Origin of the sequence: Kribbella sp. NPDC048928 (genome assembly GCF_043197975.1) — a bacterium.
Classification (GTDB): domain Bacteria; phylum Actinomycetota; class Actinomycetes; order Propionibacteriales; family Kribbellaceae; genus Kribbella.
Genome location: NZ_JBICUC010000002.1, coordinates 748,527 through 763,438, shown reverse-complemented (window position 1 = coordinate 763,438; position 14,912 = coordinate 748,527). Strand labels below are relative to the sequence as shown.

Annotated in this window: 15 protein-coding genes; 5 read left to right on the top strand and 10 right to left on the bottom strand. The window is 68.6% G+C overall.

Features of this window, described 5'->3' with window-relative positions; all coding sequences use genetic code 11:
- Positions 1-35: 35 nt before the first annotated feature.
- Complete coding sequence (locus tag ACGFI6_RS10575; protein ID WP_393117068.1) at positions 36-1,373, top strand: MFS transporter; 1,338 nt, start codon at positions 36-38, stop codon at positions 1,371-1,373.
- Here the strand turns inward: ACGFI6_RS10575 and ACGFI6_RS10570 are convergent.
- Genes ACGFI6_RS10570 through ACGFI6_RS10555 form a run of 4 tightly spaced genes read right to left on the bottom strand, consistent with a single transcriptional unit; the run spans position 1,275 to position 5,597 of the window.
- On the bottom strand, positions 1,275-2,486 hold the full coding sequence (locus ACGFI6_RS10570; RefSeq protein ID WP_393117066.1) for an ABC transporter permease: 1,212 nt from the start codon (positions 2,484-2,486) through the stop codon (positions 1,275-1,277). The two genes, ACGFI6_RS10575 and ACGFI6_RS10570, sit on opposite strands and share 99 nt — an antisense overlap.
- Before the next feature lie 59 nt (positions 2,487-2,545).
- Positions 2,546-3,235 carry an ABC transporter ATP-binding protein gene (locus tag ACGFI6_RS10565; RefSeq protein ID WP_393117064.1) on the bottom strand — a complete coding sequence of 230 codons (690 nt, stop codon included), beginning with the start codon at positions 3,233-3,235 and terminating at the stop codon, positions 2,546-2,548.
- A complete protein-coding gene (locus ACGFI6_RS10560; RefSeq protein WP_393117062.1) occupies positions 3,232-4,545 on the bottom strand; it encodes a peptidoglycan-binding protein in 1,314 nt (437 codons plus the stop codon). The genes ACGFI6_RS10565 and ACGFI6_RS10560 overlap by 4 nt, the downstream gene beginning before the upstream one ends.
- Positions 4,542-5,597 carry a hypothetical protein gene (locus tag ACGFI6_RS10555; protein ID WP_393117060.1) on the bottom strand — a complete coding sequence of 352 codons (1,056 nt, stop codon included), beginning with the start codon at positions 5,595-5,597 and terminating at the stop codon, positions 4,542-4,544. Before ACGFI6_RS10555 ends, ACGFI6_RS10560 begins: the two co-directional genes overlap by 4 nt.
- A 113-nt stretch (positions 5,598-5,710) precedes the next feature.
- Here ACGFI6_RS10555 and ACGFI6_RS10550 point away from each other — a divergent pair, with 113 nt between their 5' ends.
- From ACGFI6_RS10550 to ACGFI6_RS10540, 3 genes are read left to right on the top strand one after another with little or no spacing between them, the layout of a single operon-like run.
- Positions 5,711-6,415 (top strand): response regulator transcription factor, encoded by a 705-nt coding sequence (locus ACGFI6_RS10550; protein ID WP_393117058.1) that lies wholly within the window; start codon positions 5,711-5,713, stop codon positions 6,413-6,415.
- Complete coding sequence (locus ACGFI6_RS10545; RefSeq protein ID WP_393117057.1) at positions 6,405-8,285, top strand: sensor histidine kinase; 1,881 nt, start codon at positions 6,405-6,407, stop codon at positions 8,283-8,285. The genes ACGFI6_RS10550 and ACGFI6_RS10545 overlap by 11 nt, the downstream gene beginning before the upstream one ends.
- Positions 8,282-8,716: an MmcQ/YjbR family DNA-binding protein gene (locus tag ACGFI6_RS10540; RefSeq protein WP_393117055.1), complete on the top strand. Its 435-nt coding sequence runs from the start codon at positions 8,282-8,284 to the stop codon at positions 8,714-8,716. Before ACGFI6_RS10545 ends, ACGFI6_RS10540 begins: the two co-directional genes overlap by 4 nt.
- A 128-nt stretch (positions 8,717-8,844) precedes the next feature.
- On the opposite strand, the gene ACGFI6_RS10535 is transcribed toward ACGFI6_RS10540, so the two are convergent.
- The 6 genes from ACGFI6_RS10535 to ACGFI6_RS10510 are packed head-to-tail and all read right to left on the bottom strand — an operon-like array spanning position 8,845 to position 14,263.
- The gene (locus ACGFI6_RS10535; RefSeq protein WP_393117054.1) at positions 8,845-9,792 is read right to left on the bottom strand and encodes an LLM class F420-dependent oxidoreductase; all 948 of its coding nucleotides are present in this window, start codon (positions 9,790-9,792) and stop codon (positions 8,845-8,847) included.
- Entirely contained in the window at positions 9,793-10,536 is a 744-nt protein-coding gene (locus tag ACGFI6_RS10530) for an SDR family oxidoreductase (RefSeq protein ID WP_393117052.1), read from the bottom strand.
- Positions 10,537-10,546: 10 nt separating this feature from the next.
- Complete coding sequence (locus ACGFI6_RS10525; protein WP_393117050.1) at positions 10,547-11,200, bottom strand: histidine phosphatase family protein; 654 nt, start codon at positions 11,198-11,200, stop codon at positions 10,547-10,549.
- Positions 11,201-12,250 carry a phosphotransferase family protein gene (locus tag ACGFI6_RS10520; protein WP_393117048.1) on the bottom strand — a complete coding sequence of 350 codons (1,050 nt, stop codon included), beginning with the start codon at positions 12,248-12,250 and terminating at the stop codon, positions 11,201-11,203.
- The gene (locus ACGFI6_RS10515) at positions 12,243-13,019 is read right to left on the bottom strand and encodes an SDR family NAD(P)-dependent oxidoreductase (RefSeq protein ID WP_393117046.1); all 777 of its coding nucleotides are present in this window, start codon (positions 13,017-13,019) and stop codon (positions 12,243-12,245) included. Before ACGFI6_RS10515 ends, ACGFI6_RS10520 begins: the two co-directional genes overlap by 8 nt.
- Entirely contained in the window at positions 13,016-14,263 is a 1,248-nt protein-coding gene (locus tag ACGFI6_RS10510) for an acyl-CoA dehydrogenase family protein (protein ID WP_393117044.1), read from the bottom strand. Before ACGFI6_RS10510 ends, ACGFI6_RS10515 begins: the two co-directional genes overlap by 4 nt.
- 56 nt (positions 14,264-14,319) lie before the next feature.
- Here ACGFI6_RS10510 and ACGFI6_RS10505 point away from each other — a divergent pair, with 56 nt between their 5' ends.
- Complete coding sequence (locus ACGFI6_RS10505; protein WP_393117042.1) at positions 14,320-14,907, top strand: TetR/AcrR family transcriptional regulator; 588 nt, start codon at positions 14,320-14,322, stop codon at positions 14,905-14,907.
- Positions 14,908-14,912 lie beyond the last annotated feature (5 nt).

Genomic DNA, 14,912 nt, shown 5'->3' with positions numbered 1-14,912 from the left:
GCCTGGGCGTCCGGGTCTGCGGTTACAGTGCAGGCGTGCGGTTCATCCGGGATCTTTGGACGCTGTTGCAGCGGCGGGATTTTCGGCGGTTGTTCGCGGTTCGGCTGACGTCGCAGTGCGGTGACGGGGTGTTCCAGGTCGCGCTGGCGTCGTACGTGCTGTTCTCGCCGGAGCGGGCGCCGGACGCCGCCGCGATCGCCGGGTTGTTCGCGGTCTCCCTGCTGCCGTACTCCGTTCTCGGCCCGTTCACCGGCGTCCTGCTGGACCGCTGGTCGCGCCGGCAGATCCTGTTCGGCGCGAACCTGACGCGGGCGGTGCTCGTGATCGGCGTCGGCGCGATCGTCGCGACCGGCAGTACGGGCGTGCTGTTCTACCTCGCCGTACTGCTCACGCTCGGCGTCAACCGCTTCCTGCTGTCCGGTCTGTCCGCCGGCCTCCCGCACGTCGTCGAGCGCGACGAGTTGGTGATGGCGAACGCCGTCACGCCGACATCCGGTACGGCGTCCTTCCTGATCGGCGGCGGGATCGGCGCCGGCGTGAAGCTCCTCGTCGACTCCGACCTCGCAGTACTGGGGCTGACGGTCGTCGTCTACACCTGCGCCGCGCTGCTCGCGCTCCGGCTGCGCCGCGACCAGCTCGGCCCGGACCTGCACGGTGACGAGCCTGGCATCCGCGAGGCGCTGCGTACCATCGCGGCCGGCCTGATCGACGGCGGCCGGCACCTCCGCGAGCGCCGGCAGCCCGCGCTCGGTCTGGCCGCGATCGGCTCGCTGCGGTTCTTCTTCGGGCTGATGACGGTCGCGATGATCCTGCTGTACCGCAACTACTTCTACGGCCCCGGCCAGCTCGACCAGGCGTTCGCCGGCCTCGCGATCGCGACCGGTGCAGTCGGGGCGGGGCTGTTCGTTGCCGCGCTCGTCACGCCGTGGGGCACTCGCGTGATGGCGTTGCAGCAATGGATCACCTGGCTGTTCGTCGGTGCGGCCGTCGTGAGCGCCGTACCGATCGGCTTCTACACCAAGCCCGCGCTGGTGATCGGCGGATTCCTCACCGGGTTCTGCGCGCAGGGCATCAAGATCAGCGTCGACACCCTCGTCCAGACGGGTGTCGACGACGTGTACCGCGGCCGGGTGTTCGCGCTCTACGACATGATCTTCAACGTCGGCCAGGTCTCCGCGGCCGCACTCGGCGCCTGGATCCTGCCCGACACGGGGAAGTCCTACCCGGTGCTGGCGCTGATCGTGGCCGGCTTCGCGATCACCGCACTGCTCTACTCACGTGCCGCGCAGCGCAGTGATCGGCTGGATGGCGGAGGCCTTCCAGGCGGGGTACGTACCGGCGACCAGTCCGATGAACGCACCCAGCAGGGGTGACCCGAACGCCAGCCGGTTGTCGAGGATCGGCGTCCAGTCCCGGATCCAGGACACGCAGACGGTCAGGATGACGCCGACGGCGGTCCCGAGCAGTCCGCCGAGGAACCCGACGAGCACGCTCTCCACCAGGAACTGGACGGCGATGTGTCTTCGCGCCGCCCCGAGCGCTCGGCGCAGACCGATCTCCGAGATCCGTTCCAGTACGGACAACAGAGTCACGTTCGCGATGCCGAGACCACCGACCAGGAGTGCGACCGCACCGAGCAGCAGGAAGAGTGCGTTCAGGTCGGACTCGACTCCCTTCCGTACGGCGCCCTGCTTGGGTGGGGCGTCGACGCTCAGGGTGCTCGGGTCGTTGGGCTGGATGGCGATCGGGGCCTGTTGCGCGATCAGTTGCGCAGCGCCGACGGCCGTACGGATCTCGACGGCGTCCGGCGATTCCAGGTCGTAGGTGTCGCGCCCGGTGCCGTTCGGCATGATCACGGCGTCGTTGAGCTCGGCGCGTCCGGTGACGGAGTCGAGGATGCCGATCACCGTGTACGGCTCGTCGCCGATGAACACGGCCGGTTGCGCGTCGACCCGGTTGATGCCGAGACGTTCGGCCGCGTGTTTGCCCAGGACAACTACCTTGTCGGCGCGCTGGTCGTGACCCGCGTCGAAGAACCTGCCTGTCTTGAGCACTGCGCGTACGGCGTCCCACAGGCCCGCGGAACCGGCCATCACCGGTAGGGCCTTGCCCGTACCGCCGTCCAGCCCGGTCACGTTCTGGACCAGGTCGTCGCCGATCTCCAAGGTGCTGACCGTACCGACTGCGTCGACACCGTTCAGGCGTTCGATCCGGTCGGGTGCGTCCCAGGGGAGTTGGGTCGCCGCCTCACCCTCTTGGCCGGCCTTGTCGTCCGGCGACACCACCACGCGGGTCGCCGCGGCCAGATCGAACCGCTGCGTGATCTGCCCGGCCGCCGTCTGCCCGAGCCCGACAGTCCCTACCAGGGCGGCGACTCCGAGTACGGTGCCGAGGGTCGTGAGGATCAGCCGGGTGGGCCGAGCCGCGACCCCCGCCAGCGCCTCGTCGAGAAGGTCCCGAATTGCGGGGCGGCTGCGGGACGACACCCGACGGCGGCGACGGGAAGTGGACGGCCCGCCGGTCGGGTCCGGGGGGCCTGCTTGGGTTACCACTGGAGGGTTCCGTCGACGATGCGGACCTGGCGCTGCGCGCGGCGGCTGACGTGATCGTCGTGGGTGATGACAGCCAGCGTCATCCCCTCGGCGTGCAGTTCGTCGAACACCTTCAGGATCGCCTCCGCGTTCGTACTGTCCAGGTTGCCGGTCGGCTCGTCGGCGAGCAGCAGACTCGGCTCGGCGACGAGCGCCCGCGCGATCGCGACCCGCTGCCGTTCACCGCCGGAGAGCATCGTCGGCGCGAAGTCCATCCGGTGCGACAGCCCGACGCGTTCGAGCGCGACCCGGGCCCGCGCCATCCGTTCCCGCCGCGGCACGCCGACGTACACCATCGACAGCGCGACGTTCTCCAGTACGGTCCGGTGGTCGAGCAGATGGAACGACTGGAACACGAACCCGATCCGCTCCCCGCGCAGCACCGCCCGCCGCCGTTCGCGCAGGCTCATCGTGTCCACACCGTCGAGCCGATAGACCCCATCCGTTGGGTTGTCCAACAACCCGAGCAGATGCAGCAGCGTCGACTTCCCGGACCCGGACGGCCCGACGATCGACAGGTACTCCCCCTGCCCGATCGTCAGATCGATCCCCTTGATCGCCCGTACTTCGGGCGGCCCCGGAAAGAACCGCCGCACCCCGATCATCTCGACCACGGGCCCCGGCAACGCAACTGCGGTGCTCATTTCCCGACCACCACCTGATCGCCCGCGGACAGCTTCGCGTCGCCCTTCGGTGTCACCTGGGCGAACCCGTCCGCGGACAGTCCGACCGTGACCGGAACCAGCTCGACCTTCCCGCCCCGCAGCACCTCGACGCGCGAGGCCCCGTCCGATCCCGACGACAGAGCAGCCACCGGTACGGCGAGGACCTTGCCGCTGGTGCTCTTCACCGGGATCGTCACCCGCACGTTCGCGTCCCGGAGCAGGGCCAGCTGGCTCGCGGTCAACGCGTTCGGCGCGACCACCACGTCGTACTGGTTCCCGTTCTTCGCGACCCGCCGGACCTTCGCCGCGATCGGCGTTCCGTCGACCTCGAGGGATGCCGTCATCCCCGCCTTCAGGCGCTGTGCGGTCTCGGCGTCGACCTTGAGTGTGACGACGAGCGAGGCGCCGCTCGCCGACATCACCACCCCGTTCACGGTCCCGCCACGCTCGACCTTCACGTCGTCGACCCGGCGCGGGAGCGTCTTCACGTACACGACCTCGGACACGGGCAACGGCGTACCGGCCTTGGACTCGGCCTCGGCGCGGGCGTCCTGCGCATCCGCGAGGTTCTCCTCCGCGTCGTCGACCGCGCCCTGCTGCACCGTGGTGTCAGCCTCACTGGACTGTGCAGCCTGAGCCGCCTTATTCTTGGCCGCCTTCAGTTGCGACTGCGCCTGGCGGAGCTGCTTCTTCGCTGCGTCGACCTGCTTCTTCGCCTGGTCGACGGCCTGCGTGAGCTGCTTGTCCGGTTCGGGTGCGTCGTACCCGGCGTCCTCGTACAGCTGCTCGACGGCGCCCGACGTACTGAGCGTGTACTCGTCGTCGACGGTGCCCGGGTCGTACCCGAGCCGATCGAGCGTCTGCTCCAACTGCAGTACGTCCGGCCCCTTGCTCCCCGGTGACAGCGTGCGATACATCGGCAGTACGCCGGCCAGCCCGATCACCGGCCGCCCGGTGATCTCGAGCAGCGCCTTGCCCTCCGTGATCGTCGAACCCACCGCCGGCACCTTGCCCGTGACGATCGCTGGTGTGGTCAGCCCGCTGGTCTCGACCCGGATGTTCACCGCGCCGTCGAACGACGCGTCACCACGCCCGACCACCTTGCTGGACAGCGTCTTGCTCGCGACCGGCACGGTGATCTGGGACGCGGACGGCGGCGCGGTCTTCGCGGCCGCGTCCTCCGGTGAACTGATCCGGCTGCCTGCGACCACTCCAACGCCGAGGGACGCCACCGCGACTCCCGCGACACTGACGAGTACCCGGCGACGGGACTTGGGCGAAGCGGTCACCGGTTCGCCATCTCGTCGCGGTACGCCTCGAGCTCGGCCTTGTGCTGCTCGACGAACTCCTTCTCCTGCTCGTACTGCACCTTCTTGTACGCGTCGTCGTACCCGCCGGCCTTGCACTTCTGGTCGGCCACCGCGAGGTCGATCTCCGACTTGCGCAGCTCGGACAGCTTCGCCGCGTCGACCTTGTCGAACGACGGCGGCCCGGTGATCGTCTTCATCGGCTGGCCCTTGGCCGCCGGCTTGTTCCCGGTCAGCTCGTCGAGCTTCTTCTGGACCTGCTCACGCGCATCGTCGACCTTCTTGAGGCCGGTGTGCCCGGCGTCGGCCATGCAGTCGGTCCAGGCGGTGGTCGCGTCCACGACGCGCTGGTCGGTGTCGATCCGCTTCTGCAGCGCCTGGATGTCCTTGAACAGGCTCTCGAACTTCTTGAAGTCGACGTTCCCGCGCGCGTCGCCGTACACCTGCTTGACCGCCTTGCCGCGGCAGCCGAGGTCGGTCCCGCCGCTCGTGCTCGGACCGTCGTCGTCGGGGTTGCCCTGGATCACCACAGCGCCGTTGCCGGTCGCGTTCGGCCCGTTCAGCGCCTTGTCGTACGCCTTCTGCGCGGCCGGCGAGAGCGCCTTGCGGATCTTGGTGTTCGGGTTCGAGTCCTCGTCGCCGGCCTTCGACCAGTCGATGGTGCTGATCCCGTACCCGTACTGCTCGGCGAACTTGTCCGGCGGCAGGTTGAACGCGTCGCTGAACTTGCCCTTCGCGGCCTGTTCCGGCGGTACGGCGACGTAGTCGAAACCGGCGGTCTTCATGCATGCGACCGTGGCGTCCTCGACCTTGCGCTGCTTGGCGAGGTCCTCCTCGCTCGGCTGCTGCGCGCCGCCGACCCGGCTCGCGATCCGGATCGCGCCGCCGCCGGACGAACTGACGAAACCGTCGCCCATGTACTCCGCGAGCGGGCTCTTGCCGCTCTTCTGGTCGGACGCGACCGGCGCCTTGTCGTTCCCACAGCCGGTCAGCGCGAGGACCGCCAGCACGGCGAGTGCAGTTTTCGTCTTCATGGCGGTCGAGCCTGGGCGCCGGGCAATGAAGAACCTGTGAAGGACCGGTTTGCACCCGATGCTCTCAGCCGATCTTCATCGGATTCTCATCAACATCCGGGACATTGAGCGGTATGCCAGCGCGGATTCTGGTCGCCGAAGACGACCTCAAGCAGGCGGAGCTGATCCGGCGGTACCTCGAACGGGAAGGGCACCTGACCGTCGTCGTGCACGACGGGCGGGAGGCCATCGACGAGGCCCGCCGGCGCAGCCCCGACCTGCTGGTGCTCGACGTGATGATGCCCAAGGTCGACGGCCTCGACGTCTGCCGGGTACTGCGGGCGGACGGCTCCAACGGCATGGACGTACCGATCATCATGCTGACGGCCCGTTCCACCGAGGACGATCTGCTGCTCGGGCTGGATCTGGGCGCGGACGACTACCTGACCAAGCCGTACAACCCGCGCGAGCTGGTCGCCCGGGTGCGTACGGTGCTGCGCCGTACGCGGATCAGGTCCGAGGGCGAGGTGTACCGGATCGGCGAGCTGGAGATCGATCCGAACCGGCACGAGGTCCGGCTGACCGGGAAGCTCGTCGACCTGACGCCGGCCGAGTTCAAGATCCTCGCCTGCCTGGCAGCCTCGCCGGGGCGGGCGTTCTCCCGGCAACAGTTGCTCGAGCACGCGTTCGGCTTCGACCATTACGTGTTCGACCGGACCGTCGACGTGCACGTGATGAACCTGCGGAAGAAGATCGAGCCGGCGCCCGGCGCCCCGGCGTACCTGAAGACCGTGTACGGCGTGGGTTACAAACTGGCCGAGGTGAGCCATGCGTCGTAGCGTGCTGATCCGCTTCCTCGGCCTGTCGCTCGCCGTCGCGCTCGGTGCCGTGATCGCGACCGCGCTGATCGCGACGTACAGCACCTCAGAGAAACTGCAGGGCGAGATCGACGCCAACACCGGACAGCTGCAGGTGGACGGCGAGATCTACGGCGAGCTGTCGAAGTACGCCTCGGACCACACGAGCTGGTCGGGCGTGGACAAACTGGTGCACGACCTGGCCGACAAGCTCGGCCGCCGGGTCGCCGTGACCTCCGAGGACGGCACGCTGATCGCGGACTCCGCGCGCCGGCTCGGCGCCGCCCCCGAGCTCCCGACGGTGCCGGCGGCAACAATCGACGTACGCACCGCGGGCGTCCCGAAACTGGCCGGCGTCTCGAACGCGACGAACGTCTACACCGCCCGGAAGACCGTCGCCACCGACGCCGGGGGTGGATTCGTCGCGACGGCATCGGCCGCGCCGCCGTTCGTCGCCTTCCCCGACTGGGGAATGACCGCTCAGGAGCGTCAGGCAAAGGAACGGCTCGCCAAGCAGGCGGTCGCCTGTTACGAGGCCAAGGGCCGGCCCGCGAGCGTCCGGCTGTCTGGCGAGAGCAGCCCACAGGTGATGATCGAGTCGACGCAGGCGGTCGCCGGGATCCGCGTGATGGAGTCGTCAGGCGGCACCGCCGAGAAGGACAGCTGCACCCCCGCAGGGCTGTACGCGCCGAGCGCCAAGGCCAAGGTCGTCAACGATGATGAGGTCCGGCGCGCGACGGCCTGCCTGGACGCGGCGCACCTGCTGTACCAGGTCAACGATCTGCAGGGCGTGAAGGTGGTCGAGCCGAAGGACAGGGGCGACTTCTCGGACAAGTTCATCGACTGCACCAGCCAGGCCCGCGTGCAGGCGTTGACACCGTACGTGGCTCCGCCGGCGCAGTTGTATCTCGGGGCGAAGAGCACGTTCAACGTGTTCTCGGGCGAGGGATTGGTGCGTACGGCAGCGACAGCGCTCGGCGTGGTGCTGATCGCGGCGCTGGTGATGTTGTTCGCCGGCCGGCGGCTCGTACGGCCGATCGTCGCGCTGACCGGGGCGGCGCAACGGATGCGCAACGGGGACCATGCGGCGCGCGTACCGGTGAGCGGGAAGGACGAGGTGGCCCGGCTGGGGCACGCGTTCAACGACATGGCCGAGGCGATCCAGCGACACGACTTCCAGCGCAAGGCGATGGTCAGTGACGTCGCGCATGAGCTGCGGACGCCGCTCGCCAACATCAAGGGATACCTGGTCGCTTCCGAGGACGGAGTCGTACCGCTCGACGGTGCGCTCGTCACGTCGCTGCTGGAGGAGACCGGGCTGCTCGAGCACCTGGTCGCTGACCTGCAAGACCTCGCGCTCGCGGACGCCGGCATGCTCCGCCTGCACCCAGCTCCTCGTGACCTGACCGAGTTGGCTCAACAGGTCGTACTGGCTCATCAACCCGCAGCCGAAGCTGCCTCAGTCACTCTCACCTCCACGGCTCCTGGGCCCGCGCCAGCAGTCGTCGACAGCGCGCGCATCCGGCAAGCCCTGGGCAACCTGGTCTCGAACGCCATCCGCTACACGCCGTCCGGCGGCCGGGTGATCGTCGGCGTACGGGCTGTGGACAACGGGTACAACCTGACCGTCACCGACAACGGGACCGGGATCGCGGACGAGCATCTGCCACATCTGTTCGACCGCTTCTACCGCGCCGACGTCTCGCGAGCGCGTACGACCGGCGGCAGCGGTTTGGGCCTCGCGATCACCAAACACCTGACCGAAGCCCACCACGGCCACATCAAGGTCACGAGCCAACTGAGGGCCGGATCAACGTTCACCATCTGGCTCCCTGCCACACTGTCCGAGTGACCCAGCCACGTGCGCGGAAGGCCCGGCTCGCCGACGTCCACGAGATCGCGTCGGGGATGCCGCACGTCACCAAGTGGGAGCGGGACGACGGCACCGACCGCCCGGTGTACCAGGTCGGCGGCAAGTCGTTCGTCTTCTTCCGCACCGCTCGGCCGGACGCGGTGGATCCGGTCAGCGGCGAGAAGTACGACGACGTGATCATGATCTGGGTCGAGTCCGAGGCCGAAAAACTCGCGCTGCTCGCCGACGACTCCACCCCGTTCTTCACCACCCCGCACTTCGACGGCCACCCCTCGGTCCTGCTCCGCGCCCGCGACCTCCCCACCCTCACCAAACAAGAACTCACCGAAATCATCCAAGACGCCTGGCTAGCCCAAGCCTCCACCCGCCGAGCCACCACCTGGCTGAACGCCCACCGCCTCACCCCTTAACCCGTCGCACCCCTGCCTCAACCACCACGAGCCGTGGGTGTGGACAGGATCCGGTGGGTGTGGACACGTTATTTCCTGTGCAGAGCCACGGCTGCGTGTGCACGGCCACCTGATTCGGCTGGTTGTTGTTAGTTGGGGGCCAGGGCTCGGGCGGTGTCTAGGAGGCTTGTGCCGGTGGGGAGGGTGGCGATTATGGGGGTGTCCAGGCCGTTGGTTACGTAGCGGTTGATGTGGGTGCGGCATTGGGCGGGGGTGCCGTGGACAATGAGGGCGTCGACGAGGGTGTCGGGGATGGCGGCCATGGCGGTGTTGCGGTCGCCGGCGGCCCAGGCGTCGCGCATCGGTTGCATGGCCTCGCCGCGGCCTAGCCAGTCGTGGAACGCGGCGTAGCCGGGGACCGTCAGGTAGGTCGCGATCAGGAAGCGGCCGATGTTGCGGGCCATCTCCGCGTCCTCGGTGACGCAGACGAAGATCCGCGCCGCGAGTTCCTTGTCCGGGCCCAGTTCCGCGCGCACCTGCCGTACGTCGTCCGCGGAGAGCCAGTTGGTGATCGCACCGTCGGCCTCCCGGGCCGCCAGCCGCAGCATCTGCGGGCGCAGCGCCGCGAGCATGATCGCGGGCGGTACGTCGGGCGCCTTCTCGAGCCGGAACCGCTTGACCGTGAAGCTGTCGAACTCCCCGTCGACCTTCTCCCCCGCGAACGCTTGCCGCAGGAACCGCAGCACGTCCCGCGTCCGTGCGAGCGGCGGGTCGTACGCGATCCCGTTCCACCCGGTCACGATCGTCTCCGACGACGCCCCGATCCCGAGCACGAACCGCCCCGGAGCGAGATCCGCCAACGCCGCAGCGCTCATCGCCAGCGCAGCCGGTCCACGCGTGTGCACCGGTACGACAGCCGTACCCAACCGCAGCGACGAGTCCCACTCAGATGCGAGCACCAGCGGCGTGAACGCGTCCGCGCCGGCTACCTCCGCCGACCACAGGTCCGTGTACCCGAGCGAATGCAGCTCCGAGATCAGCGCGCGATGCTCCCGCAGCGGTACGCCGGTCAGCGGAACGGTCAGCCCCCAACGCATTCAGATCATCCTCTTCAGCAACGGCAGCGGCGCGACCCGCAGCACCTGGGCGAGCGGCCACCACGGCCGTGCCGGTACGTACGCCTTCGACTTCTCCGCCTCGATCGCGGCCACCATCGCCCGTACGCCCGGCTCGGTGTCGACGATGAACGGCGTGTGCTTGACCCGGTCGTTCATCTCCGACCGGATGTACCCGGGGTAGATCGTGCTGACCTTGATCGGCTTGCCCAGCAGCTCAAGCCGGAGGCCTTCACCGAGCGCGGCGAGCCCCGCCTTCGTCGCGGCGTACGTGGTGACCGTCTTCGGCATGCCGCGCAAGGCAGAGATCGACGCGATCAGGACGAGGTGGCCGGCGTTCCGCGCCCGGAACAGCTCGAGCGCCGCCTCCGCCTGGGCGAGCGCGCCGACGAAGTTGGTCAGCGCCGTCTCCCGATTCGCCTCGAACCGTCCGGTGCCGAGCGGCGCGCCCTTGCCGAGCCCGGCGTTCACCACGATCCGGTCCAGCGGCAGCTCGGCGTCGATCGCGCGGAACACCTCGAACACCCGGTCGTGATCGTTCACATCCAGGCTGTGGATAACCACGTTGAGCTGTGGATAACGTTCGGTCAGCTCGGCGCGGAGCGTCTCCAGCCGTTCGATACGGCGCGCGGTCAGCGCCAGGTCGTGGCCCTTCGCGGCGAACTGCCGCGCCATCTCCGCACCGAGGCCGGAACTCGCGCCGGTGATCAGGATGTTGCGTCGCATCGCGGGAGTCCTATCTGTAAGTGAGCAGGTCCGCACCGAGGTGGACGTGCTCGTTGTAGCTCACCACAGTCAGGCCGCTGCGCCCGGACACGACCTTCGTGATCGCAGTGTTGATCGTCACCGGGTTCAGCTTCGCCCACAGCCCGTCGCCGCCGGACAGCAGCCGGCTGACCACGGCCGCGATCGGCCCGCCGGACGTGAAGACGAGCGCGGTCTCACTCTTCGCGAGCCGCTCGGCGGTCCGTCGTACCGCGTCCTCCGACCGGTCACAGAACGCGGTGAACGACTCGGAATACCCAGCTTCACCGTCGATCCAGCGCTGGGTGGCCGCCGTGAACATCTCCTGGAACGCCCGCTTCGGGTTCCCGGTCCGCGCCAGGTCGGCGAGCATCACCGGGTGCCGCTTGTACGCGGGTTTGTGCGCCACGATCACCGCCTGGTGATCGAACTCGTCGTACCCGCGATCCACCTCCGCAGCGAAGCCGGCGAGCGTCGCAGTCTGCTGATGCCGGCGCATCGAGCCTGACATGACGACATCCGGCTTCACATCACCCACAACTGTGCTGAGATGCGCGGCCTGTTGCTCACCGAGCGCTGACAGTTTGTCGTAGTTGCGCGCACCGAACGACGCCTGCGCGTGCCGGATCAGGTAGATCGCTGCCACTCACGCCTGCCGGATGATCCGGCGGCAGCGCCGCTCGAGCAGATTGACCGGGAGCCAGAAGTTCTTGAACCGCGGGTTCCGGGTCTGCTTGTGGTGGTAGCGGTAGTAGATCTGCTGCGCGATCACCGCCAGCCGGAACAGCCCGAACACCTCGTAGAACGCCCAGTTGTCCACAGGCTGACCCGACTGCTGCACGTAGTACTGCACGATCTCGTCGCGGGTCAGCATCCCGGGCACGTCCGACGGCTGCAGCCGGAACCGGCGGAACGCCCAGTCGTCGTCGGCCTGCACCCAGTACGCGAGCGCGCTGCCGAGATCCATCAACGGATCGCCGAGCGTGGCGAGCTCCCAGTCGAGTACGCCGGCCACCCGCAGCGGATCGTCCGGGGTCAGGACGACGTTGTCGAGCCGGAAGTCGTTGTGGATGACGCACGTACGGACGTCGGCAGGTTGATGCGCCGCAAGCCACGCCATCACGCGCTCGTAGCTCGGCACGTTCCACGTCTTCGCCTTGCGGTAGCGCTCGGACCAGCCGGTGACCTGGCGCCCGACATACCCCGCGCCGCGACCGAGATCCTCGAGCGTGGCGGCGGCCGGGTCGACGGCGTGCAGCTCGGCGAGCGTGTCGATCAGCGTGAACCCCAACTGGCGCGTCTGTGCGGGCGTCAGGTCGACGCCGAGCGCGTGATGACCCGGGATCGTCCCGGCGACCCGCTCCATCACGTAGAACTCGGAGCCGATCACGGACTCATCGTTGCAGTGCGCAACCATCTCGGGGACGTACCGGAAGACCGGCTTGAGGCCCTTCTGGATCCGGAACTCGCGACCCATGTCGTGTGCGCCCTTGGCCTTGGTCCCGGCCGGCGGACGCCGCAGGATCAGGTCGTGGCCCGGATAACTCAGCAGGTACGTCAGGTTGGACGCACCGCCGGAGAACTGCCGCACCTCCGGCAGGCCGTCCGGTACTGCGGTCTGCTGCCGCAGCCAGGCGTCCACCGCCGGTACGTCGAACGCGTCCTCGTCGCGGACGGGCCGCGCACCATCACCCATCCTTGGCCTCGGCGCGCTGCTGGGCGCGGGTCGCGATCCTGCGCATCTGCCGGTCGTACAGCGGCCGCGCGAACCGCTTGGTCAGGTACGCCATCCGGGCCGGCCGGTCCGGGATGATCAGGTACGTCTTCTTGTTGATACCGGCAACCACCACGGCCGCGATGTCGTCGGCCGAGCGTGGCGACTTCTCGATCAGCTGCCGCGCGGTCGCGCCCATCGCACTGTCCGCGCCGCGGATCGAGTCGGCCAGATTGGTACGGAAGAACGAGGGGCAGACCACCGACACGTTCACGCCGTACGGGCCGAGTTCGTGCGAAAGCGTCTCGGAGAGCGCGACCACGCCCGCCTTCACCGTGTTGTACGAGCTCATCATCGGCGGATGCACCAACCCGGCCGCGGACGCAGTGTTGACGATGTGCCCGGATCGTTGCCGCTTGAAGAGCGGGACGAACGCCCGGCATCCGCGGACCACGCCCATCAGGTTGATGTCGACGATCCGGTCCCACTCGTCGAGCGTCTCGACGTCGATCCGGCCGCCGGTCGCGATACCCGCGTTGTTCACCAGGATGTCCAGACCACCCCAGTTGTCCGTGCACCACGCGACCGCCGCATCCCAGTCCGCCGGGTTGCGGACATCGAGCTTCAGGTACGACGGACCGCCGTCCTCGGCAACGTCCGTACTGAGCACCTGGTGGCCGTCGGCAACGAACCGGGCGACCAGCGCCGCACCCAGCCCGCTCGCGGCACCCGTGACGAGGACACGACTCACTTGGACTCCTGAGCAGCGGCTGCGGAGAGGTACGACGCCAGCTCGATCCTGGCGATCACCCCACGATGCACCTCGTCGGGTCCGTCGGCCAGCCGCAACGCGCGAGCGCCCGTCCACGCGGCCGCGAGCGGGAAGTCCTCCGAGAGGCCACCGCCGCCGTGCAGCTGGATCGCCATGTCGACAACGTCCTGCGCCATCCGCGGTACGGCGACCTTGATCTGGCTGACCTCGCTCAACGCGCCGACCAGGCCCTCGGTGTCCAGCAGGTACGCCGTCTGCAGGACGAGCAACCGCGCCTGGTTGATCGCGATCCGCGCGTCGGCGATCCGCTCGCGGTTCCCGCCGAGGTTGACGAGCGGCTTGCCGAACGCGGTCCGGCTGCTACCGCGCTGCAGCGCGAGCTCGAGCGCCTTCTCGGCGAGGCCGACCAGCCGCATGCAGTGATGCACGCGGCCCGGGCCGAGGCGGCCCTGGGCGATCTCGAACGCTCTGCCCGGTCCGACCAGGATGTTCGCGGCCGGGACCCGCACCTCGGTGAACGACACCTCGCCGTGGCCGTACGGCTCGTCGTACCGGTTCATCGTCGGCAGCAGGCGCTCGACCTTCACACCCGGCGTGTCCCGCGGGACGAGGACCATGGTGTGCCGTGCGTACCGGTGGGCGCCGGGGTCGGTGAGGCCCATGAAGATGAGCAGCTCGCAGTCCGGGTGGCCGACGCCGGTGCTCCACCACTTGCGACCGTTCAGCACGACCTCGTCGCCGTCCAGGATCGCTGTCGCCTCCATGTTGGTGGCGTCGGAGGACGCGACGTCCGGCTCGGTCATGCAGAACGCGGACCGGATCGTGCCGTCCAGCAGCGGCTCCAGCCAGCGCTGCTTCTGCTCGGCGTTGCCGTAGCGGAGCAGGACCTCCATGTTGCCGGTGTCCGGCGCGTTGCAGTTGAAGATGTGCGGCGCGATGAACGAGCGGCCGGTGAGCTCCGCGATCGGTGCGTAGTCGAGGTTACTCAGGCCCTCGCCGTACTGCTCGTTGCCCGGCTCGGCGGGCGGCAGGAACAGGTTCCACAGGCCGGCGTCGCGCGCCCTCGCCTGCAGGTCCTTGATGATCGGCTGCGGTTGCCAGGGATCACCGGCGGACCGGATCGCGCTCTGCAACTCGGCCTCGGCCGGCTCGATCTCGGTACGCAGGAAGGTCTGCGCGCGCGCGATCAGCTCCTGAGCCCGGGCCGAAGGTTCGAACCCCATCAAGACTCCTCTCCCTCGGCTTGACCGTAGCTCAGCGTCTAAGCAATGCTCAATAGATGGAACACCGTCTGACAGCGGACGACCGCAAGCGGCAACTGGTCAAGATCGGCCTGATGATGCTGCGCGACAAGCCGATCCACGAGTTGTCGATCGACGCGATCGCGAGCGAGGCCGGAATCTCCCGCGGACTGCTGTTCCACTACTTCCCGAGCAAGCGGGACTACTACGTCGCGGTCATCTCCGCGGCCGGCCGCCGTCTGCTCCGCGTCACCAAGCCCGCCGACTCGCTGGCCCCGGAGCAGCAGCTCCGCGAGATGCTCGTCCAGTTCGTGGCCTTCATCGAGCGCCGGCGTACCGCCTATATCTCGTTCGTCCGCGGCGCGGCCGGGGGCGACGACTTCGCGGTCGAGGTGTACGACGAGACCCGCGCGGGCCTCACCAAGCGCGTCCTCACCTACCTCGGCGTGCCCGAGGTGGCCGACGAACGTATGTCCGCCGAGTACCTGCGCATCCACGCCTGGCTGTCCTACACCGAGGACCTGGCCATCGAGTGGTCCGCCCTGCTCGAGGAGGACCGCCCGTACGGCGCCGACGCGCTGGTGGACCATGCCATCGACGCCCTACAGGTCCTGCGCAAGCTCTGAATCAT